Raw genomic sequence first — 15837 nt, forward strand, 5'->3', positions numbered from 1 at the left:
AATCATAATAATATAATTGAGGCACGGATTACGCTGATTTCACAGTTTCAATTAAATAAGAACTGTGTTAATCCGTGTAATCCGTGCCTTAATAAAAATCAACAGGAAGTTTTGAACACTTCCTTATATATTAGATAAACTCTTTACTTCTTAGCGTAGCTGTCTGCTTTGGCTTTTGTACGTTCAATGCGTTTTTGAGTGTCCGGATGTGAAGAGAACATTCTTTGTGCATAGGATGCTTTAGGAGCATCTTTTGCAAGTTCTGCCAATTTACTCAAGGCATTTGCCATTGCATAAGGGTCGATGCCGTTTTTTACGCAGAATTCAACACCATAATCATCGGCTTCATTTTCTTGCTTTTGTGAGAATTGTGCACCGGCAAGAGCTTCTGCCATGGCTCCCAGTTCGGAGTCTGTCAGTTTGGCTACTTTGTCGTTGGCTGCACCTGCCGCGTTTTTCACAGCTGAACGTAGGTAGGCATTTTTCATAGCGTCTTTGGAATCTGTGTGAACCACATGACCGATTTCATGACCTACCACTGCCATTACTTCTTCGTCCGTCATAACATCCATCAAACCGGCGCAGATACGTACACTACCGTCACCGCAGGCAAAGGCGTTTACGTCTATTACTTCATATACGCCAAAGTTAAGTTTCAGTCCGTCCACTTCTTTGATATGTCCCGTCAGTTTCTCCAGACGTTTGCCGTATTCGGTATCAGGTTTTGTCAATGGATTATGAGTGTCCATCCATGCCATATATTCCTTACTCATATTAGCAATGTCCGCATCAGATAACGTAACGGCTGATACTACATCTTTACCTGCTTGCAAAGCTTTTCCTAAATTAATCTTCTTGCCGAATTGTGCAGAAGCTGTCATTCCCATGCCTAATAATACGAAGGCAATCATAGCGATTTCTCTTTTCATACTCTTTTTCTAGTTTAATGTTCTATGCATAAATTAATACTCAAATGTTATTCCTAATGTGGGGAGCAAAGTCCCGCTCGATTGTTTGAGGCGTTTCATTTTATAGTGTTGGCTGTTGGCAGGAGCTTCCGGATTCTCGATGATGCCGGTGCTCATCAGCACATCCTGCTGTTTCAGTTTGCTGGCCGTGATATTCTGCAAATCAAGATAGAATCCTAGCATGCAATGTTTCAGATAAAATGTCTTGTCGATACGGAGGTCTACCTGTGCAAAGGCCGGAAGACGTTCCTTATTATATTTTGAATAGTCGTAATATGCTTTGCCTTGTGCATCCCAGGCGGATACCAAAGATGACTTTTCTTCATCGTATGGGGTATAAGGAGCACCGCCGATGCAACTGACTTTCATGCCAACACTCCATTGGTGGGGCAGATTGTAAGTTCCCCGCAAATTGAAAATATATCGGTTGTCCCATGCGGATGCGATGTATTCGCTCTCTTTGTCGTTACGGTATTCACTTTTAAAGATGGTGAAGGAGGAAGCCAGATTCAGTTTCTTGGCGATCAGCCACTTTACCAGAATCTCCGTGCCATACGAACGTCCTTGAGCGGTAGAAGTCAGCAATTCATTGCCAATCACTCCATAGTCATTTCCTTTGCAGGTAAGAGGAATTCCGTCTACAACGGAGAGCGGAATTTTATCATAGTCTTTGTAGAATCCTTCGACGGAGACTTCGAACGTATCCCCTTTGCGCCAACTAATGCCCAGACTTTCCTGGCTGACTTTCATATAGCGCAGATTGTATTTGTTGACATACATTCCGTTATTATCTTTAAAACCGAGTGCCGTGTAAGGAGGCAACTGATAATAAAGTCCTGCATTTCCGCTTACGAACCAGTGCTCGGCAAGTTGGTAGGAAAGCGATATGCGGGGAGAAAGCTGGTCGGAGAGTGACTTCATGGCCGACGAATAATTGTTGGCATCAGCTCTCAATCCCAAGGAAGCTGTGAAACGTTCGTCCATCGAAGAGTAGCTGATAGTGCCGAAAAGTCCCCAACGCATCATTCCCAAATAGGTGTGGTAATCAAACGTTTGTGCCTGATTGGTATATGCCTTTTGAAAGGTGGTGTTGGTATATTGACTATAATCCAGATTCACTCCGAGATTGACTTTCCAGTTGCGGAAAGAAGAATTGTTTTCGAAGCGGAACTTCGTTTCCTGTTCGGTAGAACGGAGGCGGAGCATCAGATTTTCCGGAATGCTTTCATCATTCTGCCGGTATTTGGTGTTGCGGTTGTTCAGATAGCTGTGACTGACTACCACTGACTGCACATGTGCGCCTGCATAATGACGATAAACGGCTCCCAATGTAAATGTCTCCTGCTTGATTTTCGGCAGGTAACTAAGAATATATTCGTTGTCTTCGCTATCCGCTTTCGTGTTCAATCGCATATTGTCGATTCCTCCGAGTCCCAGCACTGTCAACTCGTTCTGTTCGTTAAACCGGGTTTTCAATTTGAACTGCGCATCGGTGAAAGTCGGCAGGAAAGGGAGGTCGAGCATATCAAACAGGAATTGCAGATAAGATTGACGTATAGATACCAGATAAGAGGTCTTTTTCCCGATATGCCCGTTGGAGGCGAGCGAGACTTCGGATGCTCCGAGGGTAGCCTTTACAGAGTTGTGCTCCATATCTCCGTCGCGCAACTTGAAATCAAGAACGGAACTAAGTGCGTTTCCTCTATCAGTGGGGAAAGCACCGGTGTAGAAATTGACTTCACGTATCAGGTCGGCATTGAGGATTCCCACCGGACCACCGGAGGCTCCTTGCGTACTGAAGTGATTGATATTGGGAATTTCCACTCCATCCAGGTAGAAACGGTTTTCAGAAGGAGAACCACCGCGCACAATCAAGTCGTTGCGGTATCCAATCGGTGAGAAGGCAACTCCCGGATAAGACTGAACAATACGTGAAATGTCCCGATTAGCTCCCGGACTTTTTTCTATTTCCTGCAATCCGATAATGCGCAGGCTGACGGGGCTTTCCAAATCACGTCGGAAAGGAGAAGCGGTGACGGTTACTCCTGCGAGTTCGGTCAGGTTCTCTTCCATCTCTATCGAGATATTCAGATCTTTGGTAGATACAATATATTCGGGAGTAGTGACACTTTTGTAGCCGATGGCAGTTGCTTGCAGGCGGTAGATGCCGGGAGGTACTTGTTCGATGGTGAAATGGCCTTCCGCATTGGTGACGCCACCTTTGTTCAGCCCGAGAACCATTACGTTAATGAACTCTAATGGTTGACGGCTGTTTTTCTCAATAACCGTTCCCCTGATTTGATGTACAGGTTGTGCCTGTAGCAGGGAAAGTAGAAGGTTTGAAAATAGTAGCAGAGTCAACAGTCTTTTCATGTGATTGCGAATTATTGCTGCGAAAGTACGAAAAAAGTATTAAAGAATGATACCTTCCGTGAATAAAAACAGAATCACTTCCTGTTTGGTTCGTTTTACCTACTGATAAACTTAGCCGGATTTTGTTTCACATTTCATTTTTATATCTTATTTTTGTGGGACATATTAAAACAGATTCCTTATGAAGACTGTAAAATTGATAACTTGTAATGATGCGATGAAGGCACATATCCTTCAGGGAGCGTTGGAGAATGAAGGCATTGAGTCTATTCTGCACAATGAGAATTTCTCTACTTTGTATAAGAGTTGTGTGAGCAATATAGCAGGAGTGGATATATTGGTGGCGGATGAGGACTATGAAAATGCTGTCCAAGTGTTGAGGGATAACGATAGTTGGCCGGAAGAATTAACGCTTTGTCCGTATTGCGGTTCATCGGACATTCAGTTGGTTCTAAGAAAAGGAAAGCGGTGGCGCGCTTTGGGTGCCGCTATCATTTCTGCATTGATGGTCACTCCTCCGGGAGATAACCACTGGAACTATACCTGTAAACAGTGTCATAAAACCTTTGAAATGCCGGTTTCTAAATTTAATCCTTCTGCAGAGACAGAGGAATAACTATATCTAACTATTATAACACACAATGAAAAAGAAAAAACTTCTATTAATTGCTCTTCTTTTAGTATGGGTGGCTCCTTCGTTTGCTGCCAAAGTAGATACTTTATTAATTAAAAGTCCTTCCATGAATAAGGATGTGCAAGTGGTGGTGGTAACGCCGGATGCTGCGCTGGGGAAGAAAGCGGTAGCTTGTCCCGCCATTTATTTGTTGCACGGTTACGGTGGAAATGCTAAAACATGGATTGGAATTAAACCGAATCTTCCTCAAATTGCGGACGAAAAAGGAATTATATTCGTTTGTCCGGACGGAAAGAATAGCTGGTACTGGGATAGTCCGCTCAATCCGTCTTATCGTTATGAAACTTTTATTTCATCGGAACTGGTGAAGTATATCGACGAACATTACAAGACGATTGCCGACAGAAAAGGACGTGCCATCACCGGATTAAGTATGGGTGGACACGGAGCGATGTGGAATGCAATCCGTCATAAAGATACGTTTGGTGCCAGTGGAAGTACAAGCGGAGGGATGGATATTCGCCCGTTCCCGAAAAACTGGGACATGTCCAAGCAGTTGGGAGAATATGAATCTAACAAGGAAGTATGGGATAATCATACCGTTATCAATCAGATTGATAAGATAGAGAATGGCGATTTGGCTATCATTGTCGATTGTGGAGAAGGAGATTTCTTCTTGAATGTGAACAAGGATTTGCATAACCGCCTGTTAGAAAAAAAAATCGATCATGATTTTATTACCCGTCCGGGAGGACATACAGGGCAGTATTGGAATAACTCCATTGATTATCAGATTCTGTTCTTTGATAAGTTTTTCAAGAAATAAAACCGGGAATACTTGACTTTGGCTTTTCAATGTTGTATCTTTGGTACAGAATCATAAAATAGATTGAGGTTAAACTACGATAGAAGGAGGGAGTGGAAGCTTTCTCCTTTTTTGTTGTATCCTTGGGAGGCGTGAGCTTTATCCCGGCTTATAAAAGGGATGAAACCAGAGATTAACGTGTTTTATACCGCAGCTTTATAAAAATTAGACGGTGCGTTACGACTCATTAAACGCTGCGTTAGGAGAAGTTGAAGCCTTTGTTAGGTAAAATCAGAGCCTTTGTTTCGGAATAAACAAAGTTGAGGTATGAAAAGGGGCTTTATAGGTTAAGAATCTATAATTCTGCTCTTGACAGAAATAGAGTGATTGTGCTACTTTAAAAGAGAATGCGATGTTCGGAATGAAAGATTATTCGAAAGAAACCGAAATGTTGCGTGTGTATGGATAATAGTTGGCCTGTCCTCCGGCATAGGTCGTTTGACAAATCATCCTGGATGGATTCCCTTTTTTATCAAACTCATACGAATAGATTGTCTTTTCATCGTTACTTCCTGCAGGACAACTGCGTATGGTGAAATGGCGCGGGTCCTTACCCAATAACCCAGCGTAAAGAGCTTCAATATGGAATGTCAGAGGGTGTATTTCTAATAAACCGAGGCAGGGTAAATGGTATGTCGAACTTTCTTCTCCCGGTTCATAAATGAACTTGTTTTCAAGGCCGTTCATCTTGGAACTGATAGAGGTTATATCTCCGTTCTCGTATGTAAGTGATGTTGATGAGTATTCTGTATTGTCAATATTCTCGACAATTCCGGTTAAGTATCCTTCTGCAGAGTAAGAAAATTGATAAATACGATTTTGTGAAGACAAACTGTATACACATTGACTGGCATAGCCTTCGCTATTTAATGTATATACTAAAGTGAGATAGTCAGTGGTAACTGTTACCTGATTATCAGAGTAGCTCAAGTTTACTTCGTTGCTGATTTCTTCTTCGAAATAACGTTGTTTTATAATATGTTGAATCAGGCGCTCACCATCGAACATAAATTTCTCTGTCTTATCTACAGGGTTTGAATCGTTCTTGACGGATTCATTGAAAATCATAGCCCATTGCCCTTTATTCTCTACTGTGCCCTTTTCGTCATCATCCGAACAACTGAATATCAGTATTGCCAGCAATAAAATAGCTATTTTTTTCATCCTTTCTTATTTTAATCGTAATCCGTTACTACTAAAACGTCTACTTGCCGGACTTATTACGCTTTTCTCTATTTTGAATTGCGCTTTTGTGGTCTCTTCGGTTTCTTCATCCTTTGGTGGATAACTTCCGTCAATAACACCGATGGCTACTTTTAACATTCTTTCGTTAGGATCACCGAATGGTAAAAATTCACTATAATTAGTAACTCCATCAATAGTAGTTTCACTGATTTTAAGATCTGTTGTAGGGGAGATAGCTCCTCCGGCATCGTGGTTGGAATCATAGACAGTGCATACTACCGGGTTGATTGACCACAGAAATTCTTCATTAATGAATTGTTCTGTTGCTACATTTTGTCCTTTAGTGACACCACCGATGGTTACGACAGGATAACTGTCTTTCAGTGAAAGACTCCTAATTAACATTTCCGGTGCTCCGGCTGTTGTACTGCTTGTAATAGCAAACAGAGCGGGCAGGTCTAAATTAACACCGCTCTTTAATATCTCACTATCAAAGTTGATGGTAGCATCCTTGTCTCTGTTTTTATTATTATATTCCAGATAGGCCATCGGCTTATTTAATCGTGCCTCTGAAGTCAGAATTGTACCTAATAACTGAACACAATCCAATGAACCACCGGTGTTGTAACGTAGGTCAAGTATAACATATTTCACGCCAGCTGTCTTGAACTCTTGTGAGATTTGTCGCAGTTCGTTATTGTATTTGTCCGGATCACTATTGGTTCCGGCTGTGAAGCTATTGTACATGAGATACCCTACTTTAATATCTCTATTGTTTTCTTTTACCGTAAGTATTTTGGTCTTATGCACTGGATTATCCTCAACGGATCGTGCCGCAGGTAGTTTTAATGTTATGTCATTAGGTACTACCTTGTATACAAATTCTTCTTCTCCTTCTTCCGGCTCAACAGGAACTTCTTTCCATACTCCCATCACCAAATCCCGGGCTTGGGTTCCTTGCAGTAATTGAGTCTCGTATTTCTTGCTGATGTAAGAAGTATCGACTTTCATAATCCAGTTTCCACGTTCCAGTCCGGCTGCTTCTGCCGGTGAACCGGGGATGACGTAAGTAATTAATGCATTATATGCTGTATCGATATCCGCATTTCGAACCAGTGAATAATCAAATCCATAGGTAGGCAGCGGAGTCTCCATCACAGAGTCCACAAACGAATAGCTGTCGTTTTTTGATTTTACTTTAGATAAAAACGAGGCAGGTTCCAGAAACAGATTCACATCATCGTAGGAAGGTAGATTTTGATACCACAGATAGTTCTGCTGCATGATGTCGTACATCCATGTATCCAGTGCGGTCTGATGGGCATACTCCGGCCAGCGGTCGACACCACAGGAGAAAAAGCCACTGATAAATACGATGCTCAGGGCAGGTATGAGGATTATCTTTCTTAATTTCGTCATCATAAAAAGCTTTTTACTGTGCAAATGTAGGAAATACTTTGCTTATCTACCACATTTATGGTATAAAAATGCCTTCAATATGTGATTGGCTGCTAGAGATTCTTGCCTTATCTTTGTAGCATAGAATTTTTTAATAGGTATTAGCTTACATATAGAACGTTATTAATAGACGAATCATTATTCATGGATATAGCTGCATTATTATCAGGAGGTGTCGACAGTTCGGTTGTTGTACATCTCCTTTGTGAGCAAGGATATAAGCCCACTCTTTTTTATATTAAGATAGGCATGGACGGAGCGGAATATATGGACTGTTCGGCAGAGGAAGATATTGAATTATCTACTGCTACGGCACGTAAGTACGGCCTGTCTTTGGAGGTAGTGGATTTGCATCAGGAGTATTGGGAGAATGTAGCGGCCTATGCCATTGATAAAATCCGGCAGGGACTGACGCCTAATCCGGATGTGATGTGTAATAAGCTTATCAAATTCGGCTGCTTTGAACAGCGAGTCGGGAAAGACTTCGACTTTACGGCAACCGGTCATTATGCCACCACCTTGCAACGCAACGGTAAAACTTGGTTGGGTACAGCGAAAGACCTTGTGAAAGACCAGACAGATTTTCTTGCACAGATTGATTATCTGCAAGTTTCCAAACTCATGTTTCCCATTGGAGGTTTGATGAAACAGGAAGTACGTGAGATTGCCAATAAAGCCGGATTGCCGAGTGCCAGAAGGAAAGATAGTCAGGGTATCTGTTTTCTCGGAAAGATAAACTACAATGATTTTGTCCGTCGCTTTTTAGGAGAAAAGGAAGGGGCGATTATTGAATTGGAAACTGGAAAGAAATTGGGTACACATCGCGGCTATTGGTTTCACACAATCGGCCAGCGTAAAGGGCTCGGATTGAGTGGTGGTCCCTGGTTTGTAGTCAAGAAGGATATTGAGGAAAATACCATCTATGTATCTCGTGGCTACGGTGTGGAAACACAGTACGGCAATGAATTCCGGATGCATGATTTCCATTTCATTACTGATAATCCCTGGAAAGGGCAGGAGAAGGAGATAGACATCACTTTCAAGATTCGCCACACTCCCGACTTTACCAAAGGAAAACTGATACAGGAAGGGGAGAAGCAATTCTATATTTTGTCCTCTGAAAAGCTACAAGGCATTGCTCCGGGACAGTTTGGGGTGATTTATGATGAAGAGGCGAAAGTTTGCGTGGGAAGCGGTGAGATCATCTGCTAACTTGTTTCCTTAGGGTGGTAGAGATCGGTGAATAGCAATATATCAGATGTAATATTCCGCTAAATCCACAATTCCTGCCCTCATCGCATATTTAGTAGCCTCGTGCACATTATTCACCCCCAATTTGCGAAAGATATTCTTACGATGGCTGTTGATCGTATGGAAACTAAGATTTTTCTCTGCAGCAATCTCTTTCGTCGTTTTCCCTAATGCAATTTCTTTTAGGATATTCTTTTCTGTCTGCGTCAGCAAATGGTCGTCCATGCTTGACATTGCCAGCGGAGAAGAAGCTCCCGAAAGCAGCAGATTGCTGACATGGTTGCATATATACCGTTGTTTGCGGGTGGCGCATTGAATGGCAGTCATGATTTCTTCTTTTGAGTTATCTTTCATCACTACTCCGAAAGCCATGCTGCTGAATAATACCTGACGGAGAAAGTTCAGGCTTAGTTCGTCAGAGAATAGAATCCAGTCAGCTTCCTTGAATCTTTCCTGCAAGACAATCAACTCATCCGCCCCGGCAAAATTGAACAATGTATAATCCAATACAATCACCGCTTGCGGATGCAATCGTAACTGCTGAATCAGTTCAGCCTTACTATCAGCTTCTAAAAGGAGGGATACTTCCTTCTGTTTACTTAGCAGAAACATCATTCCCGCCTTACTGATATCCTGATTGTCTGCGATGATAAATTCTCTCATAAGCAATGATGAATAAAAAAACTCCGCTACAAATGTACGCATTTTGCGCGATTTGTAGCGGAGTTATGATAAGATTCTTGTATCCGGATTACCAGGAACGTCCCTTGAAGATATTTGACTGGTCAAGCGGAACGATATTTCCGTTCAATGTCAGGTTGTTGTTGCTGAAGTTCGGGCTGATACTAACCGAAGCTGTATTGTTTCCACTGCTCATATTAATAAATACTTGAGCGGAGATGCCGATACCCTGAACACTGAATGAACAGTTCACATTTCCTTTTTTGTCGATATTCATCTTCATATCCGAAGAATTACCATCTACTGTAACACCACCGATTCCGTTAGGACCTGGGTAAGGAGTGTTGAAAGCAGTCTGTACGGTAGCTCTGTTGCCGTTCATCAGGACGAAGTTGGTATTTGAAGTAACAAAAGCACTCATACCGTTGCGGAAGACAACCTGATTAGCTTCCAATACAAATTGCTTGTTTTTCAAAGCCTGTACAGCTTGTTGATAGGCTGCCATGTCCTGCACCTCTTCTTCGGCACGGAGTTTCGCTCTCTCTGCATCTCTTTGAGCTTTTCTTTCTGCGCGGCGTGCTGCTGCGTTACTTTCTTGTGCATACATCATTGTGCTTGCACTCACTAATACTAATGCTACTAATGCAATAAACTTTTTCATAACTTTTTTTTGTTTAGGTTTAATATGTTGTTCGTTTATTGCAAAAACAAAGTGTATGCCAGATTGTTCACGAACGTCGTGCAATTTTATATCCGATGGCTGCCACGGTGATACTCATTAAAGGACTGATAATGTTGAAAAAACAATAAGGGAGATACACAAGTGTGGGTACACTCAAGATAGTGGCTTGAGTCATTCCACAGCTGTTCCACGGGATCAATACGGATGTAACGGTTACTGCATCTTCCGTGGTACGGCTTAGTAAGCAACTTTCATACCCTTTCTTGGCATAAATATCGCGAAACATATTTCCCGTCAGAATAATACTGATATATTGATCGGCAGTGGTCAGATTAAGAAACAGACCGGAACAAACCGTCGCACTGACCACGCTGACTGTTTTCTTCATAAAGCGCACAAAGATGGAAGTGATACTTCCCACCATGCCGCTTGCTGTCATTGCTCCGCCGAAACACATGGCACATAGTATCAACCAAATCGTATTCATCATTCCTGACATGCCACGTGTGGCAATTAAATCTGTCAGAACGGCATTATCCGTGTGTAAATTTGTCTCTCCGTAGATAGTCATCATTAGTCCTTTAAACAGTGAATCGAATCCGGAAGCGGCAATTCCTGAAATTTCTTCCAACAAATCCGGCTGAAAGATCAAAGCAAAAACAGCAGCCAGCAGGGTAGACAGGAACAGCGTAACGATAGACGGCACTTTCTTCGCTATCAATATCCCGGTTGCTACGGGAACTATCAGTAGCCACGGAGTGATATGAAACTTTTCATTCAGAGCTGTTGCCACTTCTGCGATGTGTTGTGTATTGTTGGCATCATGAGAGAATCCTGCTACGGTGAAAATAATTAGCGTAATGACAAGAGATGGAACCGTAGTAATCATCATATAACGGATGTGACGGAACAAGGGAGTGTCTGTGATAGAAGAGGCCAGGATGGTGGTTTCGGATAAAGGAGATATTTTATCTCCGAAGTATGCTCCTGAAATAATGGCTCCGGCAATCCAACCGTCTTCAAAACCTTGCGCCTTTCCGATACCCATCAGGGCGATACCGATGGTAGCAATGGTAGTCCACGAACTTCCGGTCATAACGGAAATCAATGCGCAGATGATGCAGGTAGATGCCAGGAAGAAACTGGGATGGATAATTTGCATCCCGTAGTAGATTAGCGTAGGCACTACTCCACTAATCATCCAGATCCCGCTCAACGCACCGATTATCAATAGAATAATAATGGCTGTTGCCACTCCGGCAATATTGTTGGTGATGGCGAGCTCATAATCTTTCCAGGGAATTTTATAGAACACCATACCGATAAGGATACAAATAGCTGTAGTGGTGAGTAGTGACACTTGGCTTCCGCCGCTTAGGGCATCACTGCCAAATGTGCGGATAGTGGCAAACAATAATAACACCAGTACAATGATCGGTATCAATGATACAATGGGAGAGGGGGCTTTCTTCATGTTGATTCTTATAACCTTTTATTTGTTTTCCGGCTACTGTTTTGTTTATAGCCGCGCAAAGATACAACAAAAAAGAATGAAATCTTTTGCTTCAAAACGTCAGGCAATAAAAATTATTATAAGTTTGTATTTGATTGGAATATGTATAAGACCGGCTCAATTAGCGAAAGTCTTACGCCTTATCCACCAGTAACGGATGAAAAGTACCCCTGTCAGGATGAGGGCAATGGATAATCCGGTATAGAAAACAGAAATGAACGTTTCGGGCAGAAGATGGAAGCTACGTATGGTAATTCCCAGAGAAATCATGAAGATCATTGTAATCCAACTTTTCACATCGAAAAAGGAGAACGGGCAATTTCTGTGTTCTTTCTTTTGTTCGATTCGCTGGGTATGTTTATAATAAAGCCTTCTGAACACCAGAACGAAGAATAACAAGAAAACGACGGTAGCTTCTCCTATTTTGAACATCCAATCTTGGGAGGTGTTTAACCAGGTTACAATTCCTATTCGCAGAATATTGGCACCGGCTATAATCCAGACGGTGCCGGCTGTGATAAGTAAGATTTGTCTGTTAACTCCGTATTTCATTGGCTTTTTTATTGTAATAAACGGTTTGACCGTCTGTTTTGTTGACTCACTTCTTGTAGAAAGTCGTAATTAATAAAGAAATTCCGGTTAAAACGACTCCGGTACCGATAACTCCGTGCCAACCATACAGTTGCCAAAAGCTGCCCGCCAGAAATGTTCCCATTGAACCGCCAATAAAGTAAGTAGTCATGAAAACTGTATTGATACGGTTCGAAGCGCGCGGGTCTAGTTCGAAGATACTTGTTTGGTTGCTAAGTTGGATACATTGCATCCCTATGTCAATGATGATGATTCCGGCAATGATACCAATAAAAGTGTTTTCACCGATGAAGAACAGTAACCAGGCAAAGAGAATCAATCCGCAACCGATAAAGTTAAAGCGGCGTACACCTACTTGCTTTACGTATCTTCCTACGAAAGAAGCAGTCAATGCTCCGGCCACTCCGCAAAGTCCTAGCATACCGATTACGTCGCTGTTGGCGAAGAACGGGGCTTGTCCCATTTTAAAAGCCAGACAGGACCACATGGCGAGGAGGGAACCGAAATTCAGTGCCGCCCGGATCGAATAAATGCGCAGTTGCGGGTATTCTTTCACTAAGGCTAACAGAGATTTCATCAGGCCGCTATACTTTCCCTGAAAGTTGGTCTGAATGTCAGGAAGGACTTTTAATACAACGATTGCGCAGATAAACATCATGCCTGCAGCGATGTGATACATTTCCCGCCAGCCAATCAGTTCACCGATAAATCCGCTGACGACACGTGAAGCCAGAATGCCGGTCAATAGTCCTGATAAGACAATCCCTACATTTCTGCCTTTATTTTCCGGACGGGAGAACTGGGCGGCTATCGGAATGAATATTTGTGGAATCATCGAACAAACTCCCGTGAGGAATGAAGCGATAAGTATCAAATGAAAATAGTGCGTCAGGGCGATAGTCAATAGAGAGAATATCAGAACGGTGAAGTTGACCAGGATGATTTTCTTACGCTGATATAAATCTCCCAGAGGGGTGATAAACAACAATCCTGCCGCATAGCCTATTTGCGTGACCATGGCAATCAGGTTAGTTCTGAACTCTGATATGCCAAGTTCATGGCGTATCATATTTAATAGAGGTTGAATATAATAGATGTTGGCTACCGAGACACCGGCCACAATAGCAAGTGTCCAGAGGATAGATGCCGGTAGTCCACCGTTTTCTTTTAATGGCTGTTTCATGCGGCAAAGATAATAAAATAAGATGTTTATTCGATAAAGAAAGTGGTGGAAACTGTGTTGCCTTCTCCGTCTACTGCCGTCAGGGAATGTTTGCCGGGAGCAGGTTGCAGGGAAATTTTGTGGAAATCCTGTGTCTGTGTCTGATAGGTGTCGTCGAGATGCCAGAAGATAGTGGCATTGGGATTGCTGTGTGCCAGTTCCACCGTGATAAAGCCTTTGCTGCCATCCAGTTGCTTGGGCAGCTTGATGTGGGCGTTCATCGGAGGGTAGATGAACTGCATGGGTTGGAAAGAATCTTCTCCGCAGCCGGCTTTGAAAGGTGGCAGCGGTTTATATTCCGGATGGTGTTGTTTATAGTACCATTCCCATACGGGCGGCAGGGCAAACCATGATTTCTGAATGGTAGGTTCCGTGTTTGCACAGTTTTCATAGATGCGGTGGCTTTCGTCGGCGGATAGTGTGACGAGATGATGGTAAGGACAAGCCTCTGTCCGTAATCCGACGGGAAGGATCAGTACGGTGTCGGTTTCTTCACAGAAACGTCCTTTCAGATGACCGGATTGACGGCATATCTCTGCATCAACAAAAATTCCTGTGGGACGTTCAAACCAGGGTGAAGATGGGAGATAATTGAATATATCGAATAATACGGGACCGGCTGTCTGTGCACCGACCAATCCGGGTTTTCCTTCTCCGGTTGCATTTCCTACCCATACGCCTACTGCATAGCGGGGAGTCACGCCAACGGCCCAGGCATCACGGAATCCGTAACTCGTTCCGGTCTTCCATGCGATAGTCTGCATCGAGGGGATTGATTTCCAGTCAATTTCTTCAGGGCGGTTGACTTCTGTTAAGGCGGAAAGGGTGAGCCAGGCCGCTCCTGCCGAAATGACTCCTTCTGAAATAACTCCTTCTGATATATCCTTTCTCGAAGTTGTTTTTCTTGAAATGGTCTTTCCTGAAGTAACTTTTCTTGAACCATCTCTTTCCGAAACTGTCTTTTCTTCTGTTCCCAGTAGTATCTGCACTTCCTTTTCTTGGGGAAGGTCGTTGGAATGACTGTTGGAGAGGCTTCGTCCCATTTGTGCATAAGCATTCGTCACATCCCATAAAGTAGCTTCGGCACCTCCTAAAATGAGTGATAATCCATAATGGGAGGCTGATCGGTTGATAGTCTTGAACCCCATTTGTTGCAGCATGTGATGAAATTTGGGTACTCCATATCTTTGTAACATGGTGACAGCCGGGATATTCAATGAGCGGGCAAGAGCTTCGGAAGCGGGGACGGCTCCTTCAAACTGCAGGCTGAAGTTTTGTGGAGTAAAGCCGTTGATATTAACGGGTACGTCCGGTAACAGCATTTGCGGTAATAGACTTCCCTCCTGTAGCATGGCACCATAGAGAAAGGGTTTTAAAATACTGCCTGTACTTCTGGGAGCTTGAATCACGTCTACTTGATTCCCCCCTTGCTTACGGTCGAAATGTACATTTCCGCAGTATGCTACCACTTGATTGGTGGGAATGTCTATAATTAGGATAGCCAGGTTACGGATATCACTTCGATTAAATTCATTGCTCCACCGTTCCGCCAAACTCTCTATATGGGTTTGTATTCCTTTATCGATGGTTGAGCGGGTATATAATCCGTTTCTTTCTTGATAAAAGCGGGTAACCAGGTGGGGGGCTATTTGAGGAAGAGGATGTGGTTCGTCGGGTAACGGTTCGCTGATAGCCAATTCATAGGTGGACGCATCAATAATCTCTTCTTCAAAAAGTTGTTTCAATAAACGGTTGCGTTTGGAAAGTAGTGTTTTTCGTCCTTTGGATAGATGAATCATGGCGGGGGCATTGGGCAGGACGGCCAGCATGGCTGATTCCGCCCATGATAAATCTTCGGCAGAATGACCGAAGTAGCGCCAGGCAGCAGCATCCAGTCCTACTACATTTCCTCCGAATGGTGCATGGGAGACATACATGGATAAGATTTCCTCTTTGGAAGTCCGAAACTCCAAACGGGTAGCCCAGATCATTTCGATGACTTTCTCTCCGATAGTTCTGGGTTTGTTCCGGGCGAGACGGATGGTCTGCATGGTAAGGGTACTGCCTCCGCTTACAACACGTTTATTCTTTAAATTCTGATAGAGTGCTCTTCCGGTAGATAGCGGATTAACTCCCCAATGGTGGTAAAAGTGTTTATCTTCGAAGGTAATAAGACATTGCTTGATTTTTTCAGGTGTTGTCTTTCGGGGAGGAAACCGCCATTGACCATCCGAAGCGATACGTGCTCCCAGTAATTCTTCGTTTCGATCAGTCACAACGGTGGAGTAGGGTACATGAAACAGTTGCCGGGGAAGGCAAAAGATGTATCCTATCATCAAAAGAGCAATGCTTATTGTCATTACTTTCTTAGTAACAGATAATCGTTTGAAGAATTTATATATAGGATTCATTTA

The 15837-nt window shown here is 43.1% G+C and carries 13 protein-coding genes; 3 read left to right on the forward strand and 10 right to left on the reverse strand.

The window, feature by feature from the left end:
- Window positions 1–143: 143 nt before the first annotated feature.
- Together Bovatus_RS00225 and Bovatus_RS00230 are read right to left on the reverse strand one after the other, a co-directional pair.
- The gene (locus Bovatus_RS00225; RefSeq protein WP_004296962.1) at window positions 144–929 is read right to left on the reverse strand and encodes a M48 family metallopeptidase; all 786 of its coding nucleotides are present in this window, start codon (window positions 927–929) and stop codon (window positions 144–146) included.
- 33 nt (window positions 930–962) lie between these two features.
- A complete protein-coding gene (locus Bovatus_RS00230; RefSeq protein ID WP_004296961.1) occupies window positions 963–3341 on the reverse strand; it encodes a TonB-dependent receptor in 2379 nt (792 codons plus the stop codon).
- A 181-nt stretch (window positions 3342–3522) separates the two neighbouring features.
- On the opposite strand from Bovatus_RS00230, the gene Bovatus_RS00235 reads away from it, so the two are divergent.
- Window positions 3523–3957: a putative signal transducing protein gene (locus Bovatus_RS00235; RefSeq protein WP_004296960.1), complete on the forward strand. Its 435-nt coding sequence runs from the start codon at window positions 3523–3525 to the stop codon at window positions 3955–3957.
- 25 nt (window positions 3958–3982) lie between these two features.
- Window positions 3983–4801, forward strand: coding sequence for an alpha/beta hydrolase (locus Bovatus_RS00240; protein ID WP_004296959.1), 819 nt, complete (start codon window positions 3983–3985; stop codon window positions 4799–4801).
- Window positions 4802–5209: 408 nt separating this feature from the next.
- Here Bovatus_RS00240 and Bovatus_RS00245 read toward each other — a convergent pair whose 3' ends face one another.
- On the reverse strand, window positions 5210–6004 hold the full coding sequence (locus tag Bovatus_RS00245) for a DUF4595 domain-containing protein (RefSeq protein ID WP_004296958.1): 795 nt from the start codon (window positions 6002–6004) through the stop codon (window positions 5210–5212).
- 6 nt (window positions 6005–6010) lie between these two features.
- The gene (locus Bovatus_RS00250) at window positions 6011–7447 is read right to left on the reverse strand and encodes a S41 family peptidase (RefSeq protein WP_004296957.1); all 1437 of its coding nucleotides are present in this window, start codon (window positions 7445–7447) and stop codon (window positions 6011–6013) included.
- 180 nt (window positions 7448–7627) lie between these two features.
- Between Bovatus_RS00250 and mnmA the strand changes: the two genes are divergently transcribed.
- Window positions 7628–8695 carry a tRNA 2-thiouridine(34) synthase MnmA gene (gene mnmA, locus Bovatus_RS00255; RefSeq protein ID WP_004296956.1) on the forward strand — a complete coding sequence of 356 codons (1068 nt, stop codon included), beginning with the start codon at window positions 7628–7630 and terminating at the stop codon, window positions 8693–8695.
- Between the two features lie 42 nt (window positions 8696–8737).
- On the opposite strand, the gene Bovatus_RS00260 is transcribed toward mnmA, so the two are convergent.
- From Bovatus_RS00260 to pbpC, 6 genes are all read right to left on the reverse strand, one after another.
- The gene (locus tag Bovatus_RS00260) at window positions 8738–9397 is read right to left on the reverse strand and encodes a response regulator transcription factor (protein ID WP_052587863.1); all 660 of its coding nucleotides are present in this window, start codon (window positions 9395–9397) and stop codon (window positions 8738–8740) included.
- Between the two features lie 88 nt (window positions 9398–9485).
- A complete protein-coding gene (locus tag Bovatus_RS00265; protein ID WP_004305931.1) occupies window positions 9486–10076 on the reverse strand; it encodes a DUF4251 domain-containing protein in 591 nt (196 codons plus the stop codon).
- A 67-nt stretch (window positions 10077–10143) separates the two neighbouring features.
- Window positions 10144–11571 (reverse strand): Na+/H+ antiporter NhaC, encoded by a 1428-nt coding sequence (gene nhaC / locus Bovatus_RS00270; RefSeq protein WP_004296953.1) that lies wholly within the window; start codon window positions 11569–11571, stop codon window positions 10144–10146.
- A 156-nt stretch (window positions 11572–11727) separates the two neighbouring features.
- Entirely contained in the window at window positions 11728–12162 is a 435-nt protein-coding gene (locus Bovatus_RS00275) for a hypothetical protein (protein WP_004296952.1), read from the reverse strand.
- A 46-nt stretch (window positions 12163–12208) separates the two neighbouring features.
- Entirely contained in the window at window positions 12209–13384 is a 1176-nt protein-coding gene (locus Bovatus_RS00280; RefSeq protein WP_004296951.1) for an MFS transporter, read from the reverse strand.
- Between the two features lie 26 nt (window positions 13385–13410).
- Complete coding sequence (pbpC, locus tag Bovatus_RS00285) at window positions 13411–15834, reverse strand: penicillin-binding protein 1C (protein WP_004296950.1); 2424 nt, start codon at window positions 15832–15834, stop codon at window positions 13411–13413.
- Between the last annotated feature and the right edge of the window lie 3 nt (window positions 15835–15837).

The sequence above is a fragment of the Bacteroides ovatus genome, from assembly GCF_001314995.1.
Classification (GTDB): Bacteria; Bacteroidota; Bacteroidia; order Bacteroidales; family Bacteroidaceae; genus Bacteroides; species Bacteroides ovatus.